Below are 23409 nucleotides of genomic sequence, written 5' to 3' on the forward strand. Positions count from 1 at the left end.
CGGCGCCGGCCTTACTGTTCCACAAAATAGTAAGGCTGGCGGTTGATCGACATTTCCTTGAGCACTTTCACCGGCGTGGCCAAGCCGTTGGTATGGTCCAGCAACGCAATGTTGCCGGGCTTGGCGGCGAGGTAGTCATGCAACTGGGCCTCGGTCTGCAGTATCGGCAGGTAGGCCCGCAGGTAAAACACACTGGCCCCGGCGATGCGCTCGTTGGGCTGGAACAGCACCACCTCCTTGCCGTCGTCCTTTAACGCCTGAACCTGGCTGATCACCGGTATGAACGACTGGCGTGCATCCGCCTTGGGCGCGAACCAGAACGCCGCTATCAGGTAGCAAGCCACGGCCAGGGTGAACACACTGCCCACCAGGGTTTTGTGGTGTTTGTGCAACGCGGGCTTGTGCGCTTGCAACCAACCCAGCAACACGCGCGAAAATTCCGCAGCCAATACGGCGGCAGCCGGTGTCAGTGCCATCAGGTACACCGTGCGTTTGCTCGATGCCAGGCTCAGCAGGGTGAACTGCGCTACCAGCCAGACACTGAAGAACAGGCGGTAGCGGTTGCGCACCAGGCTTTTTCGAAAGTGCCAAAGGCCCAGGTACACAAGGATGTTCCAAGGCAGAAAGGCCTCTGGCAGCTTGGCGATGTAGTAATAGAATGGCTCGTAATGCCCTGCTTCGACGAACGAACCGCTGAACCGACCGACGCTATTGGTCAGCAACACTTCGGCCACCGCCTGCATGCCGCCGCGTTGGAACAGGAAGCCCAGCCAGATCACCAGCGGCACCAATGCCAGCAGGGTGAACAGCGCAGGCTTGAGCCAGGCGTCAAGGCGCACGCGCTTGTCCATCAGGCTGGTACTGGCCAGGTACACGAAAATCACAATGCCAGGCATGGCCAGGCCCAGCACCCCTTTGCTCAACGTGGCAATCGCCATCCCGGCGGTAAACAGCGCCCATGCGCCTGCACTGGAGCCTTCGCGATCAGGTCGTACGGCCTGGTAAAACGCCAGCAGGGCAGCGGTCACGCCCAGTGTGAGCAACGAATCTTCACCCACACCGCGCACGTTGCTCCAGTAGCTGGCCATGGTCGCCAGGATCAATGCCGCGCTGAAGGCCAGCGTTTGCGGGCGTCCAAACCGTCGCAACATGGCGTACAGCAGCATCACGCTGAACAAACCGGCAAACGCCGAAGCCAGCCGCACCGCCCAAGTGGTGCCGCCAAACAGGCGAATGGCCCCCGCGTCGATCCATAGGCTCAGCGGTGGTTTTTCCAGGAAGGGCTCACGAAACAATTGGGGCACCACCCAGTTGTTGTCCAGGTGCATGGCCATGGCGATCCCGGCGACGCGGGCTTCGGTGGAGCCTTGCAGCTCATGGTTACCCAGGGCGAAAAAGAACAGCAAGCCAGCAAGCAGGAGCAGCAGAGGAGCGGGACGCGTCATGGGTGGGGCTACCAAGGCAGAAGGACCGTCCGGGTAACGGTCATTGCAATTGGATAGTATCTGTCTGTGCTTCTGAACATTTCGTGAACGAATCGGGAATTTTTAGAGGCGGGTCACGGCATTTTCAAGCTGGGCACCGCCTGTTTGCCTTGCGCCGTCAGCACCGGTTCCAGTTCTTCCCAGGTAAAGCTCAGTTCGTTGTCACAGCCGTCGCCTTGGGCGGGTGTCGAGAGTTGCAGGCCCTGGGTGTTGAAACTCAAGTCGAACGTCGTATAGCTGGTCACGGCCGGGCATCCTTCGTCGGTGCTGGTCTGCTTGGCCAGCCATGCGCTGAAGGCGGCGGGCAGTTTGACCTGGCCGGAGTAGGGACTGTCCCATTCCTGCTGGCCGCCCAGCCACGTCCAGGGGTCGACGCGTTCGCCGGTCCGCAGGTTCCAGCTGTGCAGGCCCCAACTGATGCCGCCGCGTCCGTAACCTGCCGACCAGCGGTAGAAACGCACGGTAATCCAGTGCGAGGACCAATAAAAAGGCTCGACCGTGATCTCGCTCGTGGTGGTACCGCCGCTTTGCTCCAGAGCATTACGCCGCTCGGTGTAGAACTCGGTCTGGCCGTCCGGGTTGATGGCCATGCGCGCAAGGTCTCGGTTGATCTCGTCGATGGCCGCACCGTCGCCTTCGAGTTGCAGGATGACCTGGCCGCCTTGGGTTTTGACTTGATAGGCATGTTCGCCGAACGTCTTCCTCTCCACCTTTACCGCAGGCGGCACCGCTTCAAGCGCATTGTTATAGGCGTCGCTGGCGCAACCGTCGGTGTCAGCGCGTTTGAGCCTGAGCGCCAGGTTTTTACCGCCCAGGGTTTTGCTCCAGGTCCCCGTCAACGTGTCACCCTGAGGGTCGTCCAACTGCCAGAAACCGGTTTGCCCTTCTTCGGCCCACGGCTCGCTGGCGTTGGCCTGCGTCAATTGGATGGGCGTGAGAATGCGCTGGTAGTAATAACTGCCATTGGAGCCATGGGCGCCGTTGAAACAGACGGTGATCGCGGATTTGCCCAAGGTGCCCCTCCAGACACCGGCCAGGTCGTCGGCGTTGGCAAGCAGTGGAGCGCAGGCGAGTGCGAGAACAGCAAGTGGCTTGAGCACGGGTATCGGACTTCCGGTTGTCTGATAGAGGGGGTCAGGGTAATGGGAAGTGCGGGGGGATTCCAGATAGGGATTGTTTGGCGTCCAAGGCTTTAGTGCGTCCCAGCGCCGGTGGCAGGTTGTGGTCCAGAAGGAAATTCAAGCCGCATGCCTTTGTTCGAAATTGATCGCGGCTTTTACAGCGGATGTAGGGATTTCGTAGAGCAGGGCAACGCGTTTTGTATCCTGCCCTTCCGCTTCATAAGCACTGAACAGCACGGCGGTGTCGATACCGGTCACGGTCAGTACGGGCTTTCCAAAATTCCTGGCAGGGTCCAATACCACGGCCTTGCTACGTTTGATCGGATACCAGCGTTGGGCCGAACCTATAACGGTGTAGTCGATCCCTTCATACAGCGACGGACTGATGACCTGCTTGAATGCGTATTGTTTTTTGATCAGATCCAAAAGTGCCTCATCGCCCGTTTCATCCAGAACGGTGGCAAAGATGCTGCGGCCGTCTGTTTGGAAGCGCCTGCAAGTGAACGGGTAGGCTTGACCGAAGAGCTCCGTTGCTTGCCTGGACGCGCTGCGAATGGCCTGCAGGCTGACTCCGTACTGACGGAATGCATGCACAAAGCGTATTTCCAGCAGATCATGGAAACCCAGTACGCAATCTCTTACATCCGCCAGTTCCGATTGCCAAAGACCGGGATGATGAATGCCGTTATTACTGTAGCCGAACAACCATCTACGAATGTCTGAGGCGGGGATGCCGGTATACAGCGAGGCTTCACCGAGCGTATAGAGACCAACACCCACAAGGGGGCTGGGCGAAACAGTGCTTTGCATGACGGGCCTCCTTGTCGTGGGTAGGGGGCTGGAGTGTGGGCGCTCAAATAGTTGCGTTCAACTATGGTCAGACGAGCTGTCGTCTGAAGCGTATTCGAGCTATTCACTTCGCGCCAGTTCATCTTAGGCACACCAACTTGCAGGAATTTTCCGTCGGCCGATGTAAGTGGCAGTAGTCCGCATCAGATGCCCTACCCCACGCGCATCAAGCCCAGAAGAAGACGCCCTCACGCATCTTCTTCTGTTCCAGCGCTGACTCCCGTGTGATCTGAACCGACAGTCAATGTCCCCCGCCAATACGCGCGCTTCAATTCGCCTGCCGAACCTCCTCATGCTCGCGCTGGTTGCATTGCCAGCGCCACGCATCGGCGAGCATTTGCTCCAACGAATAGCGCGCTTGCCAGCCCAACTCGTCGATGGATTTTTGCGGGTCGGCCCAGCAGCAGGCTATGTCGCCTGGGCGGCGCGCTTCGAAGTTCAGGGGGATCCGGACGCCGCTCACTTTTTCAAAGGCGTTGATCACGTCGAGCACCGAATACCCTCGCCCCGTTCCCAGGTTCCAGATACTGACGCCGCGGCGCTCGCGCAATGCTTCCAGCGCGCGGATATGACCCAGGGCCAGGTCCACGACGTGGATGTAATCGCGAACGCCGGTGCCGTCCGGGGTGGGGTAGTCCTTGCCGTAGACCGACAACGCTTGGCGCTCGCCGCTGGCAACCTGAAGCAGATAGGGCAATAGGTTGTTCGGTGTGCTGGTCGGCGCCTCGCCCAGCAGGCCGGAGGCATGGGCTCCGATCGGGTTGAAGTAGCGCAGCAGGCCTATCGACCAGCGCGGGTCGGAGCTGGCCACGCTTTTCATGACGTTTTCGCACATCAGCTTCGACATCCCGTACGGGTTGGTCGGTTGCCCGGTGGCGCACGCTTCGTTGATCGGCATGCGGGTGCAGTCCCCATACACCGTTGCGGATGAACTGAACACCAGCCGGAACACGCCGGCCTGTGCCATAGCCTGGCAAAGCACCACGCTGCCGCCGACATTGGTGTCGTAGTAGCGCAACGGCTCGCGCACGCTTTCGCCGACGGCTTTCAAACCCGCGCAATGCACCACGGCATCGATGGGGTAGTCACGCAGCAGGGTGTCGAGCAAACGTCGATTACGTACGTCGCCATAAATGAACCCCGGCCGCTTGCCCGCCAAGGTGCTTATCCGGTCGATCGCCGAGCGATGGCTATTGCACAAGTTGTCCAGTATCAACACCTCTTCGCCTCGGACCATCCATTCCAATGCAACGTGCGCACCGATATATCCCGCACCGCCCGTAATCAAGATCATGCGCTCGCCCTCGTTCGCCCTGGCATCTGCCCGATGCCTGTTTCCTCAGTTCGGTCAGCGCTGTTTCTGCGCTGACTGTTCAAGGTAGGGGGCGCTTTTTACGAGGAGTTCAAACCGGTTGACTGACCGGTATGTGCAGTTCATCGGCTTCGCTCACTCTTGCGGTGAACGCCCCGCGACGACCGTGCTTCCAACCTTCAAGAGCCCAATAGCCTGGATAAGGGCTGTGGTGCACTTGCCGTATCGACACGGTATGGCCAGGGGCTCGATGCATGAGCCGTCATCTTTTCGCTTGATAAGGACGTTGATATGAACCTTGCAGAACAGCCCGGGCAGTTTGCCCAAGTGAGTGGGCTAAGCCCTGTTGAATCCCCCAGCCAGGCCCGTCCTACGCTGGTGTGCCTGTCCCATTTGCGCTGGGGGTTCGTCTACCAGCGTCCGCAGCATGTGATGTCGCGCCTGGCGAAAGACTATGACGTGATCTTCTTTGAAGAACCGGTCGTGGGCGGTAGCGAGCCTCCCCGGCTTGAAGCGTCGAGCCCGTCTGCAGGCATCCAGGTGGTTGTTCCGCACCTGCCCGAGGGCCTGGGTGAGCAGGCCATGATCGAGGCGCAACGTCAGTTGCTGGATGAACGTCTCGCCGAGGCCCTGCAAGGCGATCTCCTGCTCTGGTATTTCACGCCCATGAGCCTGGCGTTTACCGACCACCTCCAGGCGCGGGTCACGGTGTTCGACTGCATGGATGAGCTGTCTGCGTTCAAGGGTGCGCCCGCACGGCTGGTGGACATGGAGCGGCTGCTCATGGACAAGGCCGACGTGGTGTTCACCGGCGGTTTCAGCCTCTGGGAGGTCAAGCAGCACCAGCACGGCAATGCGCACCCGGTGCCCAGCAGCGTCGACATTGGGCATTTTGCGCAGGCGCGAAACGCCTTGGCGGACCCTGCCGACCAGGCGCCGATCGCGCGACCACGCCTGGGCTTTTTCGGTGTGATCGATGAGCGCTTTGACATCGAGCTGGTTGACCGTGTGGCGGCGCAGCGTCCCGACTGGCAGATCGTACTGATCGGGCCGGTGGTCAAGATCGATCCGCAGACCCTGCCGCGACGCCCCAATATTCATTATCTGGGCGGGCGGCAATACGCCGAGCTGCCGGCTTACCTGAGCGGCTGGGACGTGGCCCTGATGCCGTTCGCGCTCAATGAGTCCACCCGTTTCATCAGCCCCACCAAGACCCCCGAGTACCTGGCCGGCGGCTGCCCCGTGGTCTCGACGCGAATACGCGATGTGGTCAATGGCTACGGCCAAAGCGGTGCCGTATTTATCGCCGACACTGCCGACGCGTTTGTCAGCGCCATCGAAGGCGCGCTGCGCCTCAAAGGTACGCCCGACTTCCTGAAACGCGCCGATGCGGCGCTTGAAGGGATGTCCTGGGATAACACGTGCCGCTTTATGAAGGAGCAGATCGAATGCCTCAGATAAACCTTGAAACCGCCAAGTCCGGTCCGTCCCGTCAACCCGGGCGCGGCGTCTATGACTACCTGGTCGTCGGCGCCGGGTTTGCCGGCAGTGTCATCGCCGAACGGCTGGCCCAGGGGCTGGGGCGCAACGTGCTGTTGATCGACCGACGCGCGCATATCGCCGGCAACGCATACGATCACCCGGATGCGGCGGGGGTACTGGTGCATCGCTACGGTCCGCATATCTTCCACACCAACGCGCAGCGGATCGTCGACTACCTGTCGCGCTTTACCGAGTGGCGGCCCTATGAGCACCGTGTGCTGGCGCAGGTCGATGGGCAATTGGTGCCGATCCCCATCAATCTCACCACGCTTAACAAACTGTACGGTTTGTCGATGACGTCCGAGCAAGCCGAGGTGTTCCTCGCCGAGCGCGCGGAACCTGTGGCCACGATTCGCACGTCGGAAGACGTGGTGGTCAATCAGATCGGGCGCACGCTTTATGAGAAGTTCTTCCGTGGCTACACCCGCAAGCAATGGGGCCTGGACCCTTCCGCGCTGGACAAGTCGGTGACCTCGCGGATCCCCACGCGCACCAATGAAGACGACCGCTATTTCACCGACACCTTCCAGATGATGCCCCGCGATGGCTACACGCGCATGTTCGAGCAGATGCTCGATCACCCCCGGATCGACGTGCTGCTGGATACCGACTTCAAGGACGTGCGCGATGAGGTGAAATTCAACCACGTGATCTATTGCGGCCCGATCGACGAATACTTTGATTTCCAGTTGGGACGCTTGCCCTACCGTTCGTTGCGGTTCGAGCACCAGACGCTCGAGCAGGAGCGCTATCAGCCGGTGGCGGTGGTCAACTTCCCGGACCCGGAGGTGCCCTACACGCGCATCACCGAGTACAAGCACCTGACCGGTCAGGTCCACCCCTGCACCAGCATTACTCGCGAGTTTCCCTGCGATGAGGGCGACCCTTATTACCCGGTTCCACGCGCCGAAAACGTCGAGCTGTACAAGCGGTACAAGGCCCTCGCGGAGCAGACGCCGAATGTGACGTTTCTCGGGCGCCTGGGTACTTACAAGTACTACAACATGGACCAGGTGGTGGGCCAGGCGCTTGCGTTGTACCGCGACATTGAAGCCGCGAGCAGCGAAGCCACCGTTGCAGCCGGGCTCGATGCGTTATGAGTGCGCTGCCGGAGGAGAGCCAACTTGCGCCCCGCGAGCGCGGTCATCACGCGCTCTTCAACAGCTTCGTGATGGCGGGCTACGAGTGCTCCAGCCAGCGCCGCCAGGATGGTCGGCGCCTGGACTTGCTGGCCGCCACCGGGCACGCGCGCTGGGCACACAAGGACTACGCGCAACTGGCGGGCCTGAATGTGCGTTGCGCCCGTGACGGCCTGCGTTGGCACTTGATCGAGCGCAGCCCGGGGCGCTACGACTGGAGCAGTTTCCTGCCGATGCTCAGGGCTGCGCGCGATCACCAGGTGCAAGTGATCTGGGACCTTTGCCACTACGGGTATCCGGATGACCTGGACGTCTGGCGCCCGTCGTTTGTCGACCGGTTCGCACGTTTTGCCGGGGCGGTGGCGGGGCTGATGGCGGATGAAGGCATCAGCGTTCCGTTTTATTCGCCGGTCAACGAGATATCGTTCTGGAGCTGGGCGGGGGGCGACGTCGGTTATTTCAACCCCAATGCCCACGGGCGCGGGCAGGAGCTCAAGCACCAGTTGGTGCGCGCCAGCATCGCCGCGATCGAGGCGATTCGCGAACGCGCGCCGGCTGCGCGTTTCGTGCAGTGCGATCCGCTGATCAATGTGGTCTCCGAGTCGCAGCGTAGCGAGGACATTGAAAACGCCGAACGCTACCGGGTGGCCCAATTCGAGGCCTGGGACATGCTGATCGGGCGCCAGTGGCCGGGCCTGGGCGGGCAGGAGGATTACCTGGATATCATCGGCGCGAATTTCTACCCGCATAACCAGTGGTATTTCCACGGCGGGCGCATTGCGCTGGGTGAGTCGAATTACCGCCCGCTCGCCGGTATGCTCAAAGAGTTGCATCAACGCTACCAGCGGCCGCTGCTGATCTCCGAAACCGGGGCGGAGGACCAGGAACGTTTGCCCTGGTTGAGCTATGTCGTGGACCAGGTGCTGATGGCGCTGGAACGTGGGGTGCCGGTGCAAGGCATTTGTTGGTACCCGTTTCTCGATTACCCCGGCTGGGATGATGGCCGCTATTGCCCCACCGGCGTCTTCGGCTACGCCGACGGAGAGGGCGAACGCGCGCCTTTCCACCCGCTGCACCTGCAGCTCAAAGCCGTTCCCGAGCGTATCGAAGCACGCTTGCGCGAGCTTGATGCAAGGCGGGCGCAGAGGCTGCGCACATGATCTTCCAGCGCCTGCGCGACGAGCCTTTGCCGGCGACAGCCAGCGCGTTTTTATGGCGCTACGTGAGGGTACGCCCGCTGCATTTCAGCGCGATGTTGTCACTGGTGATCGGCGCGGCCTGCTGCGCGGTGGCGGTACAGTACGGCATGAAGTTGCTGGTGGACGCCATGGCCGGAGAGTCGCAGGCCGACCAGGTGTGGCATGCGTTCAGTCTGTTCATCGGGTTGATCGTGTTGGAAAACGTGCTGTGGCGGTTGGGCGGTTGGGTTGGCTGTCATACCGTGGTAGGCAGTTGCGCCGACCTGCGCGTTGACCTTTTTCATCACCTGACCGGCCATCCGATGCGCTATTTCAACCGGCATTTTGCCGGTTCGCTGGCCAATCGAGTGTCTTCGGCCGGCGCGGCCGCCGACAAGATATACGGCGGCCTGGCGTGGCGCATCGTACCGCCGTGCGTGGATTTTATCGGTGCCGTAGTGGTGTTGTTCGCCGTGCGCGGCTCAATGGCATTGGCCCTGATCGCGTGCGTGGTGCTGGTAGCCGCGTTGATCACCGTGGTTGGCGTGCGTGGCAGGAACCGGCATATCGCCTTCGCCTCACAGTCGGCGCGGGTCGGGGGCGAGATTGTCGACCTGGTGTCCAATGTCTGGACGATCAAGGCGTTCTCCGGGCGCGAGCGCGAGCGCGTCAGGCTGGAGCGGGAGATCGGCGTCGAGGCGGGGGCCCATCGGCGCAGTTGGATCTACCTGGAAAAGGCACGGGTGCTCCACGATATCTGCCTGTCCATCATGGCCGGGTCAATGCTGGGTTGGGCGATCCTGCTGTGGCGCCAGGGCCAGGTTACGGCGGGCGATGTGGTCATGGTCAGCGCGTTGACGTTTCGTATCCTCCACGGCTCGCGCGAATTGGCGCTGGCGCTGGTGGAAGCCAGCCAGCAGATGGGCGTCATCACCGAAACGCTCGGCATCATCGCGCAGCCGCACGAACTCAGCGATGCGCCGGAAGAACTCGCGCCGACCCGGGGCAGCATAAAACTGCTGGACGTCAGCTATGCGTACCCCGGCGGGCGCCAGGTGTTCAAGCATTTATTCCTGGACATTCCGGCGGGCCAGAGCGTCGGGATTGCCGGTACCTCGGGGTCGGGAAAATCCACACTGCTCAGCTTGCTGCAACGCCTGGATGACGTGCACAGCGGGGCGATCCTGATCGACGACCGGGACATCCGCTCGGTCAGCCAGGACAGCCTGCGCCGGCAAATCGCCGTGGTACCCCAGGAGCCGGCGCTGTTCAATCGCAGCATCCTGGAAAACATCGGCTACGGCCTGCCGCGCGCGACCGAGCAACAGATTATTGATGCCGCCCGGCGGGCCTACTGCGATGAGTTCGTGCAGGCGCTGCCTGATGGTTATCACACGCTGGTGGGGGAACGTGGCGTGACGCTTTCCGGCGGGCAACGCCAGCGCCTGGGGCTGGCGCGGGCGTTCCTGAAGAACGCGCCAATCTTGATCCTCGACGAGGCGACCTCCGCACTGGATTCCGATTCCGAGGCCATCATCCAGTGCGCGCTGATGGACCTGATGCGCGGCAGGACGGTACTTGCGGTGGCTCACCGACTCTCGACCATCGCCAGCTTCGACCGGGTGCTGGTGCTGGAGGAGGGGAAGGTGGTTCAGGACGGCGCACCCGATGAACTGCGTCGCCGCCAGGGACGTTTCCGCACGCTCTGGCAGATGCAGACGATGGTCCAGGACCTCTGATGCCTGAGCGTGCTCGGAGCGGAGTACGCCGTTGATCGGCCTGCGCCGTTTGCCGAACGAACGCGTGAGAATAGCCTCGGTTCGAACCTTACATAGCCGTTGACGCCCTTGGGGCGAACCTACTTTTCAGGACAGAAGAGGAATTGACCATGCTGGTACAGGTAGACAGTAATCATATTGAAGGCAGTGCCGATCTTCAGGCGTGGGTAGGCAGTACGGTGGTGGACGAGCTGGAGCGCTACAGCTCGGTACTGACCCGTGTGGAAATCCACGTGGGCGACGTGAACGCGCAGAAGTCCGGTCCGCAAGACAAACGTTGCCAGATCGAAGTGCGCCCCAAGGGCCACAGCTCATTGTCCGTTACGCATCAGGCGGAAAGCCTGGAGCTGGCCGTCGCTGGCGCCGCCCGGAAAATCCACCACGCGCTGGAACATCTGATGGGACGCTTGTCGCCCAAAATCGAGTCCACCGGGCATCTGACGGCGCCCCCGGTCCAGGAAGAATCGCCGGCGCAGATCGACGCGCTGCTCGAAGACGATTTCCTGGCCAGGCAAGCTGATCTGGACAAACACTGAGGAGCCTTCCCATGGTCCACGTTCAAACCTTTACCCGCGACACCCTGAACACGCTTCTGGCCCTGGCGGATCGCACTAACTTGAGTGTCTACATGCCCGCCCAGCAGACGTTCCCCGAACGCACGCAAAACCCGATTCGCTTGAAGAACCTCATCAAAGATCTCGAAGGCCTGCTGGCTGATCAGGCGCAGGCCGAGACGCTGCTTGCACCGTTTCATGACCTGGTGGCCGACACGGAATTCTGGAATAGCTGCCCGCCTTCGATCGCGATCTTTGGCGGCGCCGAGCATTTTCTGGTGGTGGGGTTGCACCGGCCGGTTCAAGAAACCGCCATCGTCAACCGCCACCCCTACCTCAGGCCGCTGCTGCGCCAGGCGCCGATGACCGAACGCTACCAGGCGCTGTGCCTGACGCGGGACAGCGTGCGGGTTTACGAGGGCGCCGCGCAGACACTTCAGGAAATCGAATTGCCGGAGGCGGTGCCCACTTCCCAGGCCGATGCCCTAGGCGATCAACTGACCTCCCGCGACCAGCAAGGCCACCCCGACGGGTTCAGCGGCGCGGGTGAGCGCGGCGATCCGATGATGCATGAGTCGGGCGGCGGCGGTAAGCAGGACGAAGTGAACCTGGATCGCGAACGGTTCTTCCGTGCCGTCGACAAAGCGATCACCGAGCACTGTTCGCGCGTCTGCAAACTGCCGTTAGTGCTGGTGGCGCTGCCCGAGAACCAGGCCGTGTTCAGGGCGCTCAGTCATAACCCTTTCCTGCTGGCGGACGGCGTGCGTACCGACCCCGCCACGCTGTCGCCAGCCGAGTTGGCGCAAGCCTGCACCGCCGTGATGAGCAAGCGCTACGAGGATTCCCTGAACACCGCGTTTGATCGATTTGGCGTGGCCGTAGGGCAGCGGCTTTATGCCTCGCGGCTGGTGGACATCGAGCATGCGACGCTGGAAGGCCGGGTGGCGTTGTTGCTGGTGGAGGCTGACGGCAGCGAGCCAGGCGTCCAGGTCGCGGAGGAAGACGCTGCGCTGGACGAGCTGATCTTGGCCGTTATCCGCCAGGGCGGCGAAGTGGTGGTGGTGCCTGCCGAGCGCTCGATGCCCACCGACACCCGCGCGGCGGCTGTATTGCGTTACTGAGGCGCACGGGCTTTTTACTCAGCAGGAGCGCGAGCATGGAAAAAAGCGAAAAAGCGATGGAGATTCGGGCCTGGCACCTATTGCTCGAGGACGACAGCTACCGCCTGGATCAGCCTGACGACTTTTATCGGACCCTCATCAACCGCGCCGACGAGCTGGTGCTGCGCGAGATCATCAGCCTGGAGGAATGGCAGCGGCTCAAGGACGCCGCAGACGCGGTCTACGCGAAAACGCTGCAAAGCCTTGCAGCCCAGCAACGCGATCGACTCGACACCGTGGCCATCGACCTGTGCATCGATGCGGTGCAGTCGACGTCCCCCCCGAAATAAACCGACCGTCGTGTCTTGGAGGCAACATGAACAACCCGACCCTCAAAGGGGCACTGACCGCCCTGGCCCTGTCGCTGGGCATCCCGCACGCGTACGCCGCTGAAACCAAGCGCGTCGATGTGATGCTGGTGGGGGGAGGGATCATGAGTTCGACCCTGGCGGTGTGGCTCAGTGAACTGGAGCCGGGTTGGTCGATGGAGATGGTCGAGCGCCTGGACAAGGTCGCCGAGGAGAGCTCCAACGGCTGGAACAATGCCGGCACCGGCCACTCGGCGCTCGCCGAGCTGAACTACACCCCGGAAAAAGACGGCAAGATCGATATCACCAAGGCCGTCGAAATTAACGAAGCGTTCCAGATCACCCGGCAGTTCCTGGCCTGGCAAGTGAAAACCGGCGTGCTGCACAACCCGCGCTCGTTCATCAACTCCACGCCGCACATGAGTTTCGTGTGGGGCGACGACAACATCCGCTTCCTGAAAAAACGCTACGAGGCGCTGCAGGCCAGCCCGCTGTTCCGGCCGATGCAATATTCCGAAGACCCGGCGCAGATCAAGCAATGGGTGCCGCTGATGATGGAGGGCCGCGATCCTTCGCAAAAAATCGCCGCGACCTGGACGCCCATCGGCACTGACGTCAACTTCGGCGAAATCACCCGGCAGTTCGTCAGCCACCTGCAAACCCGCCAGAACTTCGCCCTCAGACTGTCGACGGAAGTGCGCGACATTACGCGCAACGACGATGGCTCCTGGCACGTCGAATACAAAAACCTCAAGGACGGCACGACCGGCGCCACCGATGCGAAATTCCTGTTCATCGGGGCGGGCGGCGCGGCGTTGCCGTTGCTGCAGAAATCCGGCATCGAGGAAGCCAAGGATTACGCCGGCTTTCCGGTGGGCGGGTCTTTCCTGGTGACCGACAATGCGCAGGTGGCCGAGCAACACATGGCCAAGGCCTACGGCATTGCCTCCACGGGCGCGCCGCCGATGTCGGTGCCGCACCTGGACACCCGTGTACTCGATGGCAAACGGATGATTCTGTTTGGTCCGTTTGCGACGTTTTCAACCAAATTCCTCAAGGAAGGCTCCTACTTCGATTTGGCCGCCAGCATGACCTTGCACAACGTCTGGCCGATGATGCGCGTCGGTGTGCGCGAGTTCGACCTGGTGCAGTACCTGGCCGGCCAATTGATGCAATCGGACGACGACCGTTTCGATGCGCTGAAAGCGTATTTCCCCAACGCCAAAAAGGAAGACTGGCGTCTGTGGCAAGCCGGGCAGCGCGTGCAGATCATTAAGAAGGATGAAGACCAGGGCGGCGTGCTCAAGCTGGGTACCGAAGTGGTGGCGTCCAAGGACGGCAGCATCGCCGGCTTGCTGGGGGCTTCCCCAGGAGCGTCGACCGCAGCGCCCATCATGCTCGACCTGATGCAGAGGGTGTTCAAGGACAAACTGGCGAGCGCGCCCTGGCAGGACAAGCTGCGCCAAATCGTACCCAGCTACGGCACGCACTTGAATGAACACCCCGACAAAGTCGTGGAGGAATGGCGCTACACCAGCGAGTTGCTGCAACTGACGCCACCACCGGACATCGACCGCCAACCCGGCGCCAAACCCCCCATCGACCCGATCAAGCAGCCGCACGTGGATACCGACCCGGATCTGCAGCCATGACCCAGGGCCTGCGTGTGCATCATCTCAATTGTGGCTGCATGTGCCCGTTGGGCGGCGCCCTGTTCGATGGCTACAGCCGCGGCCTCACCGCCTCGGTGGTGTGCCATTGCCTGCTGATCGAGACCGCCACCAATGGCCTGATCCTGGTAGACACCGGTTTCGGTCAGCAGGACGTCGAGCATCCCGAGCGCCTGAGCCGGTTTTTCCGGTCATTCAATAACATCCAGCTCAAGCACCGTTTCACCGCCCTCGAGCAACTGCGCTTGATGGGCTTCCATCCCAACGACGTCCGCCACATCCTGCTCACGCATCTGGATTTCGACCACGCCGGTGGCCTGCAAGACTTCCCGAACGCGCGCGTGCACGTGATGCACCAGGAACTCAACCACGCCACCCTGGCGAATGGCTGGATCGAACAGCGCCGCTTCCTGCCCGCGCAATGGCGCGACGTCGCCGGCTGGCAACTGTACGCCCCGCACGGCGACACCTGGTTCGGCTTCGACTCGGTACGCGCCTTGGTCGGCGCCCAGGAAGAAGACATCCTGCTGGTGCCCCTGCGCGGCCACACCGCCGGCCACGCAGGCATCGCCATCCGCACCGCCGAGGGCTGGAAACTGCATGCTGGCGATGCCTACTTTCATCATGACGAAGTGCATCTACCCAAACGCCGCTGCCCACCTGGGATGCGCTTCTACCAGAGCATGATGGACACTGACCGCCAGGCGCGGCTGCATAACCAGCAGAGGCTGCGCCAGTTGGCGGCTGATGGAGGCGCGGCGGTGGATATATTTTGTAGCCATGATGCGCGTGAGCTGCAACGAGCGCGGGAGGCTGGCGGTGGGAAATGAGGCGAGGGCAAATTCCAGGCAAAGAAAAGCCCGCGATGGGGAAAAGCGGGCTTGAAAGGGATGTTCACAAGGAGCTGGGGTAACCATAAATGCTCGAGTGTGAAAGGAATGTGAAAGCTTGAGCTCAGTATGAAGTTGCGATTGCCAGGGCGAGCTGATGGTCAGTCATCAACGGCGGGCTGTACGTCGTTCGGTAAAAGCGTACGGCTTGCTCAAACTGAGCGCCGCGGATTTCCCCATCCGTGCCGATGAAGGTTAGCGCGTCAGCCTTGGCTGGCTTGAAGTTTTTTGTAGCCAGCATCGTAAGGCCACTGGTTGCGCTAAGTAGGGCGGTGGGCGCCAGCGTTATCATCATCATTGAGTTCTGGTAGGAACCTTTATCTTCCGCAACGGCTTGAGCGCCGGTCAGTAATAGGGCGATTGCAAGATACGTCCGTGAGTGCATGCTTGGTGCTTCCGTTGCGATGTGCGGCTGGCGGGATGTCAGGGTGGGGGGAGAAGCTTATCCTAGTAGGCTTAGACTGAAGGATTCCAGGCACAAAAAAGACGTCCGTGGACGTCTTTAGATGATGATGCCGAAGAAAAAGGGACAGATTTATTTTTCTGAAATAAGTCTGTCCCTTCTACGCAGTATGACGTCGCGATTGCTTGGGCGAGTTCAGGGTCAGTCATCCGCGGCGGTGGCCTGTGCGCGGCTCGCTTGCTACTGAGATCACGTCGGGAAAGGTTGCGCATCGGTGGTGGGTGCCAACGTGGCCAGCACACGTTCGACGAGTAATCCGCCCAGCACCACGAGTTGCTGGCTACCCAAGAGTTTTTGGCGGTTTATGCCATCGAGTTCAAAGGCCAGGTCGGTGATGATTGCGTCCAGCGAGGACAGGGTTTCGCTGGCCTGGATCAGCAGGGTTTCGGGATCGATGGTTTCGTTGACGGTGAAGAGAGACGTTGGAGGATTGGGCGTGATTTTTTTCATGGCTGAAACTCCTTGATTGATGGAGTCGCCAGACATCGCTGCTAAACGAAAAGGGTGGCGACCGTACGCGGGTTAGCAGACCAGGAATCAAGGAACCCAGCGCACCCGAAAGTGCCCCACGCACAGCCGCCATAATACGAACCAGCGGATGCTGAAAGCATCGCTTGTACGAAGGGTGGCTTTGCAGGCCTTGATATTAACCGAGCTGCTAAACCCGGTCGCTGATTTTGCAGCGACGGGTGAAGGTTATGCGCATCGGTCGAAGCGTGCCAGTTCATCAATAGCGCTACACCTTGCAGGAAAATTCCGAAGTTCCATGCAGCGACAATTCGGGTTTCGCGTTAAGTTTTGATCCAAACCTCCTCTTGCACGTGTGCTGAGTTTTCAAGAACAAAAAGGACGTCCGTGGACGTTTTTTTCGAGCCGGGGTAATCTGAACAGGTGGAGTAAGTTGTTGATATTGAAATAAAATGACGGTTTTGTTTTTTGCCTGGAATGCCATTTGGAATGCTAATGACATTTGCTTGGTACCCTGGGGCGTCTTGATAGGGTGCGATTGCTATACCGCCTCTCTGCTACTTATCAGGCTTTAGCTGGTAAGTGAAGCGCTGAGGCTGAGCAGGAACGTCGCCCTCCGAGATTGTGTCATTTTCATTTCTCGGTGACTTGCAGCGGTATCCCTTCCAGTCATACCGCTGAGGGCTGAATGGACTAGATAGACGTTTCTTCTCACGTAAATATCTTCCTCAGGGTGAACGGCTTCCGCTGAGGTCGGTGCTTTCTTTTTCCGCCGCTCGAGTCGGACCTGTTAGCCATTTTTCATGGGGGCGGCTCCTATTTGATGCAAAGGCTATCTGGAGGTCAGATCCGTTTTCGCCAAGCCTCTCATTGATACATGTTATAACGTAACCTTTAACTCTAATTTTTTAATCTCGTGCATAAACGTGACAATCGCGCGCGATTCCCCATTGCTGTGCCGGCTTGCGCATGGAGCTCCCAGTCTGTGTTCTGGTTCTCTTTAGCTCAGCGAGGGGGATGTTTTCCAGCTACAGCTTACCCGCTAATCGCGGATTTTGATGAAGTAGCTCGGCTGAGCCCCAAACCCGCTTCTTACCTCAGGCTTCCAATACTCTTGTTCGCTGAACAGAGGAAGCTCCTTGATAGTGAGCGTTTCGCCGTTCTTCAGTTCAGGTTCTCCTCTTTTGAGCAGGATCGATTCTTGGAACCGGTAGCGGCCTCCTTCCTTGGCGATATGTCCCAGCTTGGTCAGCAGTTCAATGGCTGCCTCCAAACGCTCAGTATTGGCCCGTCCCCTGAGACTACTGGGGCCGTACTGTTTTACCTGGGTTAGTGTGAAAGTGGTTCGTTGCCCTGTCATCAGATCGTTAGGTGGCGTCGATGAGAGGCGCGTGTTGGGTGAGGGGTCGTTTCTGTTCCTGTTTGTAGGTCTGTCTGCGAGAGGGCTTTCTTTGTGGGCGGTTTTCAGTAGGTAGTGTGCCAGTTGGTTCGCATCCGTCACGAGCTGCGGCTCGTTGGCCAAGTGCTCGATGAAGTGCTTTGAGCAGTTCTGAGCGAACTTCCAGCAGAACTCCAGGGTAAGGTAGTCGATCTCGATATCGCTGTCTGAGGTGCGCTCGAACGTATGTAGGATGGCCGCCAAACGGCTCGTGTTTTCCAGCAACTTGGAAGCGTGATCCTTAGCGTAGTGGTATAGGCCGTTTTCCTGCATTTGTTGTTCGAGTTGCCGACTGTACTGATACCAGAGATTTGCGGCCGGCTCCGAGAAACGTAGTACTTGGCGATCAGGCGAAACGGAGGGGGCCAAGCATTCGCGGATGCGGGCATTGAAGGCCTGTAGGCGAGGCAGTTCAGATAGTTTTTGATCGGTACGTTGGCCAGCCATTGAGCGGGGCTTGGCGACCAGGAAGCGGGCGAGAAAGCCCGTGCCGCGAGCCTCCTCCCCGCGCCTGCCCATGAAGCGCGCGATCACGCTAGGTTGTGCCATTAGTGACAAGGTGAGGCGGGCATTTTGGAGAATGAAGCCTTCTCTGGAAATGCGATCGACGATAACGCTGCTGCCATCCCAGAGAGTATTGATTTTGTCGAGCTCACCCAAGGCCTTGCCGCTGAAAATACTGTTGGCTTCGCTAGTCAGCAGGCAGCCATTGGGCGTGTTTTCGTAAAGCATCTGCACAAGGGCCTGCGGGGTGGTGTCTTCATAAAGGAACTTGCCCGAGCGGGCGGATTGCGGTTCAGCTCTTACATGCTCAGCGACAGTCTCTAGGGCCGCGCGCGTGGCGGCGGCGTCGTCTTGGGCTGCGTATTTGCTGTACATACGCTCCAGGTGTCTCTTGCGCGTGCTCCATAGCTGCTGTTCGACCCGATGCTCCACTAAGGCGACCTCGTAGGCTCGATGCGCTACATCATTCAGGTCGTTAATCGCCTCGAAAAAATTGTTCTGTGTGGTGGTCTTGCGTTCACCGGAGTCCGCGATGGTCAGCAGCATCAGTGAGGTTGGCACTTGGTGTCCGGTTGGCATTCGTATATCGATACGTTTCTGGCAAGCGGTGGCCATGGCCCCGAAGGCGCACATCATTGCCATTTCTCGGGAAACCTGCAGCTCTCGGGCAGCCTCAGTTACAGCGGCCTCTACCAAGCTGTGCTCGCGGAAACAGGGCCAGCCGTTCTGGTAGGTAATTGGTTCACTGCCAATGGCTTCAAGTTCTTCATCATATGTATTGATAATTTTTACCCGCTATTTTCGCTAGCCTATAGCGAAAATAGCAGACTATTTGAATTACTTCCTTATCTGGTTTTAACGAGCATGAGGTGGGGCATGTATTTCCCCCAGCTCGATTGGGACGCGGATTGAATCGCGGCTCTGCGCGGTTTTTTTATACGTCCCCTGCACATCCTCTGAGCCACAGAGGAGCCTGCTCATGCGAATCATCCGTCTGAAGGAAGTCATCGACTCGACAGGTCTTGCCCGGTCGACCATCTACAAATACATCGCGGAAGGCACCTTCCCGAAACCGGTATCTCTGGGCGACCGCTGCGTCGGCTGGGTCGAGAGCGAGGTGCACGATTGGATCTTGGCAAGGATTGAGGAGCGTGATCTGACCGAGAGCTCTGCAGTGAGGTCTACAGGTCACCTGAGCATGGCCCGTTAAAAGCCAGCATAACCGCCATGACCAGTTATGGCTGGTCATGGCGATTATGCTAGGTAGGCTGAAGTCCCACGTCGGACGCCCCAGTAGGCCGAGCAAAGCGATGGTTTATTTCCGGAGTAGATACCCTGAAGAAATTCACGGAGTGGCCGTGAAAAGGCATTCCGCGATCACGGTGCAGTCGAGAACATCATCTGCGGCACGAGTATTATGCTTTTACTAGCTATTCCCACCGGTAGGGTGCACCGCGTTGCTGATGCGGGTTGCAGGCACTGACCACTGCATATCCAGCGAGGGATCAAGAGCACTAGGAGATAACGGTTAAAAATTCCACATGATGAAAATCGGTATGAAACTCACCCAGGAGTCATACCCATGCTTCGTCATCCAGGTAACACAAACCTCCACCTGTACCGCCAACCGACCTACCGTGGTCTGTCCTTGATGGTCGGCAAGGGGCCATTTGTAGAAGAGTACCTATTTCGTCTCCTGCGTGTTATCGAGCTGGCACTGGCCCAGTATCCGAGGGTCATGGCATTCAGGGTGGACCTAAACCTGCCGAAGGATATCGATCTGTCCAACTACGCAGATACCAACAAGGTCATCAGCAGATTCATCGAGTCCTTTGGCTCCAAGATCGAACACCACCGAAGTCAGCTGCGTGAGCAAAAGAAGGACACTCGTAGTTGCAGGGTCCGTTATGCCTGGGCAAGGGAGGTTGGAATGAAGGGAAGGCCGCACTACCACCTGGTATTCCTGCTGAATCATGATGCTTATCACAGGCCGGGGCGGCTGCAATCTACGAGGCGAAATCTCGTTGCGCGCCTGCAGGAGGCTTGGGCCAGCGCTTTGCGGCTATCGGTCGATCAAGTCGGTGGGCTGGTGAATATCACCGACGATGCCACGTATAGAATCTACCGGGACGTCCCCGACGGCAAGATGGATGAGCTACCGGAGTTATTTCTGCGGTCCAGCTACCTATGCAAGGGAGCTACGAAGTCCTACGGGGATAATCATCATGGGTTCGGAAGCAGCAGGGGCTAATTGCCTACCCGTGAGGTCTGGCTCCATCGTATCAACACGTTACGGGAGGCTGCCTGCCAGTTACCGCGCTAGTAGGTTGCGGTACTACGAGCGCTGATGGCTGATCAAAGTAAGCGTCCGCCCAACTCACCTTGCGTAAGTCAGGCCGGCATCCACTGATGCGGTAGCAACTGCCCGATTTCACTGGCCCGCTGTGTCGGCAGTCGGTGAGGGATAACATCTAGCTCGACGTCAATGGAGGACTGAAATGGCAAGCGGGACTCGACCGATGCGAAAGCAGCTATGCAGGCTGACATTGCATGGGGCGAGCTGATGATCGAGTGGATGGAGAAGCAGGAAAGCCTGGTTGAAACGTGAGAGGCAACCCAAGGATCGTGAGCCGATGGGCTGCGGCATTACGATGCGCCGGGCCCATGAGCGATGACCGTCTTGTTTTGATGCCCAGCTCCATCTCTTAAGGTTAATGCGACCTCTCAGCCCACCTGCAGGAAATGGGCTGCCAGGCTTAACCCACGATCACCACCAGTGCGTGGCTACGAATGGACGGATATTTTCCAGTCTTGCCGGCAGCTCCCCATGGCATACCATGCCCAGGTAGGTGGCGGCCCGGGTAGCCCCGACATACAAGAAGCGTTCGAACAACCCCGGGTTAGCCTCAGCGAGGCCATCGACTCCGACGAAGAACACAGCTTCAAATTCGAGGCCCTTGATGTGCTGGACGTCGAATACCCGGATGTCTGACTGATTGCCCAAAGATTGGCCGTCCGCGCATGGAGTGGCTCGCAGGCTGATCTGTTCCAGCTTCTTGGTAAGCGTATCCGCCATCGGCCGGACGTGATCTTCTGAGGTGACCAGTACCGCGATGGTCGGAATGTTCTCACCTTTGGAACGCATCCGCGCATCGATCTCGATGATGCGATCCGCGACCCAAGTGGACGCGTCGTCTTCACTCAGGTGCTCACCTAGCACGGGCTGGACGCCTTCGTGGTTAGAGTGCTCTGGCAGGGTGCCGACAGCTTCTGTATCTCCCTGCATGAGATCGAGAAGTTTGATAGCAAAGGTGTTCAGCAGCCGACTTTGACGGTAGACAGTGTTGATTCGCCGAGGCTTGAGGCGCGGGGAAATCCACTCAAGCTGGTCAATGCGTTTCAGGCCATGTCCGGTGATTCGCTGGTTGAAGTCACCACACGCGAAGAACGATTCGGTCGACAGGTCAGTCAGGCTTTCCATACAGGCAAGCTGAAGGGTAGAGAAGTCAGTCGCTTCATCGACCAGCACTTGGTGCAGGAACTGGTCAGAAATCTTGGCTAGCTCTGCGAAGCGCGGATCATCAAGGTATCGTCTCACGAACTCCTGCCGAATGAGTTCGCGCGCTGACCGGAGCATCAGGAGCAGGATAGCGTCCAGCTCGGTCTCGTCGATGTGCGCGGGGGTGTCAGGCTTCTGGTAGTCATAGAGTTCAAGTGCGAGGCACTCTCGGCGGAACGCGCGATAGCTCGTAGGGACTTCCAGAACGTAACGTTTCCACGCATTCCTGAACCGCCGCAGAGCGTTCTGGAAGCACATTTCGCGACCCAGCGTTTTCAGCCATTCAGCTGGCGGAACCCTATCTCCGAGCCAGTCACGAATCCGGGCTGCCCGACTCGACTTCCCAAGGCTGCCGTTTCGATACAGGGTGCGCGCGTGGCTCTGCAGGAACTGCTGATACGCCTGAAACGCCCTGCGCTCCGCAGTGTGGTTAGGTGTGCTCGTGCCATCGGTGCCAGTGTCGTCGTCGAACTCTTCACCTTCTTCGATTTCATCCTCGCTTTGCCCCAGGCTTTCGAGGACGGTAGCGAGCTCAACGAAAACAGATTTATTCCTGTTGTAGAGCAGGCTACCTTGCTGCTGGATAAGCTTGTCGGTCGTCTTGCGGCTGGTTTTGAGCAGCGGCTCGATCCTCGCCTCGATTCTGTTCCAGATCGCGTATGCACCGAGCAACCCCTCGGGACTCAGTTCATCTACCGTGGTGAGCAGCTCTTCCACGACTGGATCCGAGAGGTTCGGCGCCGAATCTTTCAGGAGGCCAGCGCCCTCCCTGAGTGAGCTGAGCAGACGGTTTTGGTGATACGCCTTAAAGTCGGCAAACCATTGACGAGGATCATCACTGACCGAAAAGCTGGAGTAGCGGCGATCCTCCTTGAGAATGCAGCTACCGCTATTGCCGGTTCTCAGAATGCCAAATGTTGACCTGGCCAGATCATGCCGACGCTTGTTCCAGGTTTTGATGTGATCGTCAGACGCGGGAACATTCTCCCGGTTGAATGCCTCTTTGACGTAGTGCTTCAACAGGTCGGAGGGTGTGAACATCATCCAGCGTTGGCGGTTTGTCGATGATCCAAGCAGCCGTTGCTCGTCTGGGCTTAATGCCTGCACGTCGAGTTTCTGCCCAAGGCGTTTGATCAATGTTGTGGTTTTGCCGGTACCTGGAGGGCCGAGAATGATCAGCTGATGATCAATCGACAGCCGGAAAATTTCGTCCTGGATTTTGTCGAGAATGGCCTGGTCTCGCAAAGCCATGGCTCTGCGTATTTCATGGACTACACCCTCCCGGATTTTCTCTTCCTCAGATGCGCCGTCCAGCATCGCAAGGAATGCATTGTCGTCGACGGGCTGAACGAGCTTTCGAAGGGAAGCGATTGTCTGTGGAGTTGCACGCTGGCGGCGCCAAATGCTATCGATGGCATCCCAAACGTCGTCTCTCTTTAGAGGCTTCAGCTCCAGCTTTTCGAGAATACGATAGCCTTTCTGCTTCCCAGCAACCTCAAGCTCGACACTTTCTCCAACATCGAAGACGGCCAGGCGGCCGATAGGTGTACGGTAGCCCGCCAGCATTGTCCCTTTGACCGTGATGTTGGTCGTGCGGCAGATATAGTAGGTGACCACCTCGCCTTCGTCAGTCTCGGCAACCACACGTGAGACTGCAGGTTCGCGGACGAGGCTGAGCAACGATTTGGTTGTGGCGTCACTAATAGATGCGATTTTGGCTACAGCTGCAGTGTTGGTGAACGTGTTGATCACTGCCAGGGCGTCGGACGCCTCACCGCTACGTGCCGCTAGAAGTCGCGCTGCACCATCCTCAATCTTGTGAAAGGTTTCCAGTGCCTCAGTCGCAACGTCGTGGGCATCACTGAAACTCATTGAGGCTCTCCTTGTTTCAATTGGGCATCGCCTGGCCGGCCAGGCGTGTCACAGTCCGTGTCCTGTGCTCAGGGTGGTGATGTTCTGTGGCTGACCCAGATGCTAAATCCTGGCGGCTTG

At 59.3% G+C, this 23409-nt stretch carries 20 protein-coding genes; 12 read left to right on the plus strand and 8 right to left on the minus strand.

Annotated features, from left to right (window positions below; genetic code table 11):
• Nucleotides 1-11 precede the first annotated feature (11 nt).
• From ACLH0H_RS13100 to galE, 4 genes are all read right to left on the minus strand, one after another.
• Complete coding sequence (locus ACLH0H_RS13100) at nt 12-1445, minus strand: ArnT family glycosyltransferase (protein ID WP_411382279.1); 1434 nt, start codon at nt 1443-1445, stop codon at nt 12-14.
• Between the two features lie 113 nt (nt 1446-1558).
• The gene (locus ACLH0H_RS13105; RefSeq protein ID WP_411382280.1) at nt 1559-2584 is read right to left on the minus strand and encodes a hypothetical protein; all 1026 of its coding nucleotides are present in this window, start codon (nt 2582-2584) and stop codon (nt 1559-1561) included.
• Between the two features lie 138 nt (nt 2585-2722).
• Nucleotides 2723-3415, minus strand: coding sequence for a DUF433 domain-containing protein (locus ACLH0H_RS13110; protein ID WP_411382281.1), 693 nt, complete (start codon nt 3413-3415; stop codon nt 2723-2725).
• A gap of 307 nt (nt 3416-3722) precedes the next feature.
• Nucleotides 3723-4748 (minus strand): UDP-glucose 4-epimerase GalE, encoded by a 1026-nt coding sequence (galE, locus tag ACLH0H_RS13115; RefSeq protein WP_411382282.1) that lies wholly within the window; start codon nt 4746-4748, stop codon nt 3723-3725.
• 309 nt (nt 4749-5057) lie between these two features.
• Here galE and ACLH0H_RS13120 point away from each other — a divergent pair, with 309 nt between their 5' ends.
• The 9 genes from ACLH0H_RS13120 (at nt 5058) to ACLH0H_RS13160 (ending at nt 14925) form a co-directional block, all read left to right on the plus strand.
• Nucleotides 5058-6227 (plus strand): glycosyltransferase family 1 protein, encoded by a 1170-nt coding sequence (locus tag ACLH0H_RS13120; RefSeq protein ID WP_411382283.1) that lies wholly within the window; start codon nt 5058-5060, stop codon nt 6225-6227.
• Nucleotides 6215-7408 carry a UDP-galactopyranose mutase gene (gene glf / locus ACLH0H_RS13125; protein ID WP_411382284.1) on the plus strand — a complete coding sequence of 398 codons (1194 nt, stop codon included), beginning with the start codon at nt 6215-6217 and terminating at the stop codon, nt 7406-7408. The genes ACLH0H_RS13120 and glf overlap by 13 nt, the downstream gene beginning before the upstream one ends.
• The gene (locus ACLH0H_RS13130) at nt 7405-8607 is read left to right on the plus strand and encodes a beta-glucosidase (RefSeq protein WP_411382285.1); all 1203 of its coding nucleotides are present in this window, start codon (nt 7405-7407) and stop codon (nt 8605-8607) included. Before glf ends, ACLH0H_RS13130 begins: the two co-directional genes overlap by 4 nt.
• Nucleotides 8604-10364 (plus strand): ABC transporter ATP-binding protein, encoded by a 1761-nt coding sequence (locus ACLH0H_RS13135; RefSeq protein WP_411382286.1) that lies wholly within the window; start codon nt 8604-8606, stop codon nt 10362-10364. Before ACLH0H_RS13130 ends, ACLH0H_RS13135 begins: the two co-directional genes overlap by 4 nt.
• A 149-nt stretch (nt 10365-10513) precedes the next feature.
• On the plus strand, nt 10514-10939 hold the full coding sequence (locus ACLH0H_RS13140) for an HPF/RaiA family ribosome-associated protein (RefSeq protein WP_411382287.1): 426 nt from the start codon (nt 10514-10516) through the stop codon (nt 10937-10939).
• Between the two features lie 11 nt (nt 10940-10950).
• Nucleotides 10951-12078 carry a hypothetical protein gene (locus tag ACLH0H_RS13145; RefSeq protein WP_411382288.1) on the plus strand — a complete coding sequence of 376 codons (1128 nt, stop codon included), beginning with the start codon at nt 10951-10953 and terminating at the stop codon, nt 12076-12078.
• 35 nt (nt 12079-12113) lie between these two features.
• Entirely contained in the window at nt 12114-12407 is a 294-nt protein-coding gene (locus ACLH0H_RS13150; protein WP_411382289.1) for a hypothetical protein, read from the plus strand.
• Between the two features lie 26 nt (nt 12408-12433).
• Complete coding sequence (gene mqo / locus ACLH0H_RS13155; protein WP_411382290.1) at nt 12434-14077, plus strand: malate dehydrogenase (quinone); 1644 nt, start codon at nt 12434-12436, stop codon at nt 14075-14077.
• Nucleotides 14078-14085: 8 nt separating this feature from the next.
• A complete protein-coding gene (locus ACLH0H_RS13160) occupies nt 14086-14925 on the plus strand; it encodes an MBL fold metallo-hydrolase (RefSeq protein ID WP_411382407.1) in 840 nt (279 codons plus the stop codon).
• A 124-nt stretch (nt 14926-15049) separates the two neighbouring features.
• Here the strand turns inward: ACLH0H_RS13160 and ACLH0H_RS13165 are convergent, their stop codons facing one another.
• The 3 genes from ACLH0H_RS13165 to ACLH0H_RS13175 all read right to left on the minus strand — a co-directional run bounded on the left by ACLH0H_RS13165 (nt 15050) and on the right by ACLH0H_RS13175 (nt 18500).
• The gene (locus tag ACLH0H_RS13165; RefSeq protein WP_411382291.1) at nt 15050-15370 is read right to left on the minus strand and encodes a DUF2388 domain-containing protein; all 321 of its coding nucleotides are present in this window, start codon (nt 15368-15370) and stop codon (nt 15050-15052) included.
• A 267-nt stretch (nt 15371-15637) separates the two neighbouring features.
• On the minus strand, nt 15638-15898 hold the full coding sequence (locus tag ACLH0H_RS13170; protein ID WP_411382292.1) for a DUF6124 family protein: 261 nt from the start codon (nt 15896-15898) through the stop codon (nt 15638-15640).
• 1060 nt (nt 15899-16958) lie between these two features.
• Complete coding sequence (locus ACLH0H_RS13175; protein WP_411382293.1) at nt 16959-18500, minus strand: YfjI family protein; 1542 nt, start codon at nt 18498-18500, stop codon at nt 16959-16961.
• Between ACLH0H_RS13175 and ACLH0H_RS13180 the strand changes: the two genes are divergently transcribed.
• The 3 genes from ACLH0H_RS13180 (at nt 18423) to ACLH0H_RS13190 (ending at nt 20109) form a co-directional block, all read left to right on the plus strand.
• Entirely contained in the window at nt 18423-18770 is a 348-nt protein-coding gene (locus tag ACLH0H_RS13180; protein WP_411382495.1) for a hypothetical protein, read from the plus strand. The genes ACLH0H_RS13175 and ACLH0H_RS13180 overlap by 78 nt on opposite strands.
• A 67-nt stretch (nt 18771-18837) precedes the next feature.
• Entirely contained in the window at nt 18838-19068 is a 231-nt protein-coding gene (locus tag ACLH0H_RS13185) for a helix-turn-helix transcriptional regulator (protein WP_143979032.1), read from the plus strand.
• A 372-nt stretch (nt 19069-19440) separates the two neighbouring features.
• The gene (locus tag ACLH0H_RS13190; protein ID WP_143979031.1) at nt 19441-20109 is read left to right on the plus strand and encodes an inovirus Gp2 family protein; all 669 of its coding nucleotides are present in this window, start codon (nt 19441-19443) and stop codon (nt 20107-20109) included.
• Between the two features lie 516 nt (nt 20110-20625).
• On the opposite strand, the gene ACLH0H_RS13195 is transcribed toward ACLH0H_RS13190, so the two are convergent.
• The gene (locus ACLH0H_RS13195) at nt 20626-23289 is read right to left on the minus strand and encodes an ATP-binding domain-containing protein (protein ID WP_411382294.1); all 2664 of its coding nucleotides are present in this window, start codon (nt 23287-23289) and stop codon (nt 20626-20628) included.
• Nucleotides 23290-23409: the final 120 nt, after the last annotated feature.

Origin of the sequence: Pseudomonas sp. MPB26 (genome assembly GCF_046605355.1) — a bacterium.
Lineage (GTDB): Bacteria > Pseudomonadota > Gammaproteobacteria > Pseudomonadales > Pseudomonadaceae > Aquipseudomonas > Aquipseudomonas cedrina.

Coding starts and splice junctions, on each gene's coding strand:
- ACLH0H_RS13110 (WP_411382281.1), bottom strand. CDS start 3,415: ATGCAAAGCACTGTTTCGCCCAGCCCCCTTGTGGGTGTTGGTCTCTAT.
- galE (WP_411382282.1), bottom strand. CDS start 4,748: ATGATCTTGATTACGGGCGGTGCGGGATATATCGGTGCGCACGTTGCA.
- mqo (WP_411382290.1), top strand. CDS start 12,434: ATGAACAACCCGACCCTCAAAGGGGCACTGACCGCCCTGGCCCTGTCG.
- ACLH0H_RS13185 (WP_143979032.1), top strand. CDS start 18,838: ATGCGAATCATCCGTCTGAAGGAAGTCATCGACTCGACAGGTCTTGCC.
- ACLH0H_RS13165 (WP_411382291.1), bottom strand. CDS start 15,370: ATGCACTCACGGACGTATCTTGCAATCGCCCTATTACTGACCGGCGCT.
- ACLH0H_RS13135 (WP_411382286.1), top strand. CDS start 8,604: ATGATCTTCCAGCGCCTGCGCGACGAGCCTTTGCCGGCGACAGCCAGC.
- ACLH0H_RS13120 (WP_411382283.1), top strand. CDS start 5,058: ATGAACCTTGCAGAACAGCCCGGGCAGTTTGCCCAAGTGAGTGGGCTA.
- ACLH0H_RS13170 (WP_411382292.1), bottom strand. CDS start 15,898: ATGAAAAAAATCACGCCCAATCCTCCAACGTCTCTCTTCACCGTCAAC.
- ACLH0H_RS13195 (WP_411382294.1), bottom strand. CDS start 23,289: ATGAGTTTCAGTGATGCCCACGACGTTGCGACTGAGGCACTGGAAACC.
- ACLH0H_RS13140 (WP_411382287.1), top strand. CDS start 10,514: ATGCTGGTACAGGTAGACAGTAATCATATTGAAGGCAGTGCCGATCTT.
- ACLH0H_RS13190 (WP_143979031.1), top strand. CDS start 19,441: ATGCTTCGTCATCCAGGTAACACAAACCTCCACCTGTACCGCCAACCG.
- glf (WP_411382284.1), top strand. CDS start 6,215: ATGCCTCAGATAAACCTTGAAACCGCCAAGTCCGGTCCGTCCCGTCAA.
- ACLH0H_RS13100 (WP_411382279.1), bottom strand. CDS start 1,445: ATGACGCGTCCCGCTCCTCTGCTGCTCCTGCTTGCTGGCTTGCTGTTC.
- ACLH0H_RS13130 (WP_411382285.1), top strand. CDS start 7,405: ATGAGTGCGCTGCCGGAGGAGAGCCAACTTGCGCCCCGCGAGCGCGGT.
- ACLH0H_RS13150 (WP_411382289.1), top strand. CDS start 12,114: ATGGAAAAAAGCGAAAAAGCGATGGAGATTCGGGCCTGGCACCTATTG.
- ACLH0H_RS13175 (WP_411382293.1), bottom strand. CDS start 18,500: ATGGCAATGATGTGCGCCTTCGGGGCCATGGCCACCGCTTGCCAGAAA.
- ACLH0H_RS13145 (WP_411382288.1), top strand. CDS start 10,951: ATGGTCCACGTTCAAACCTTTACCCGCGACACCCTGAACACGCTTCTG.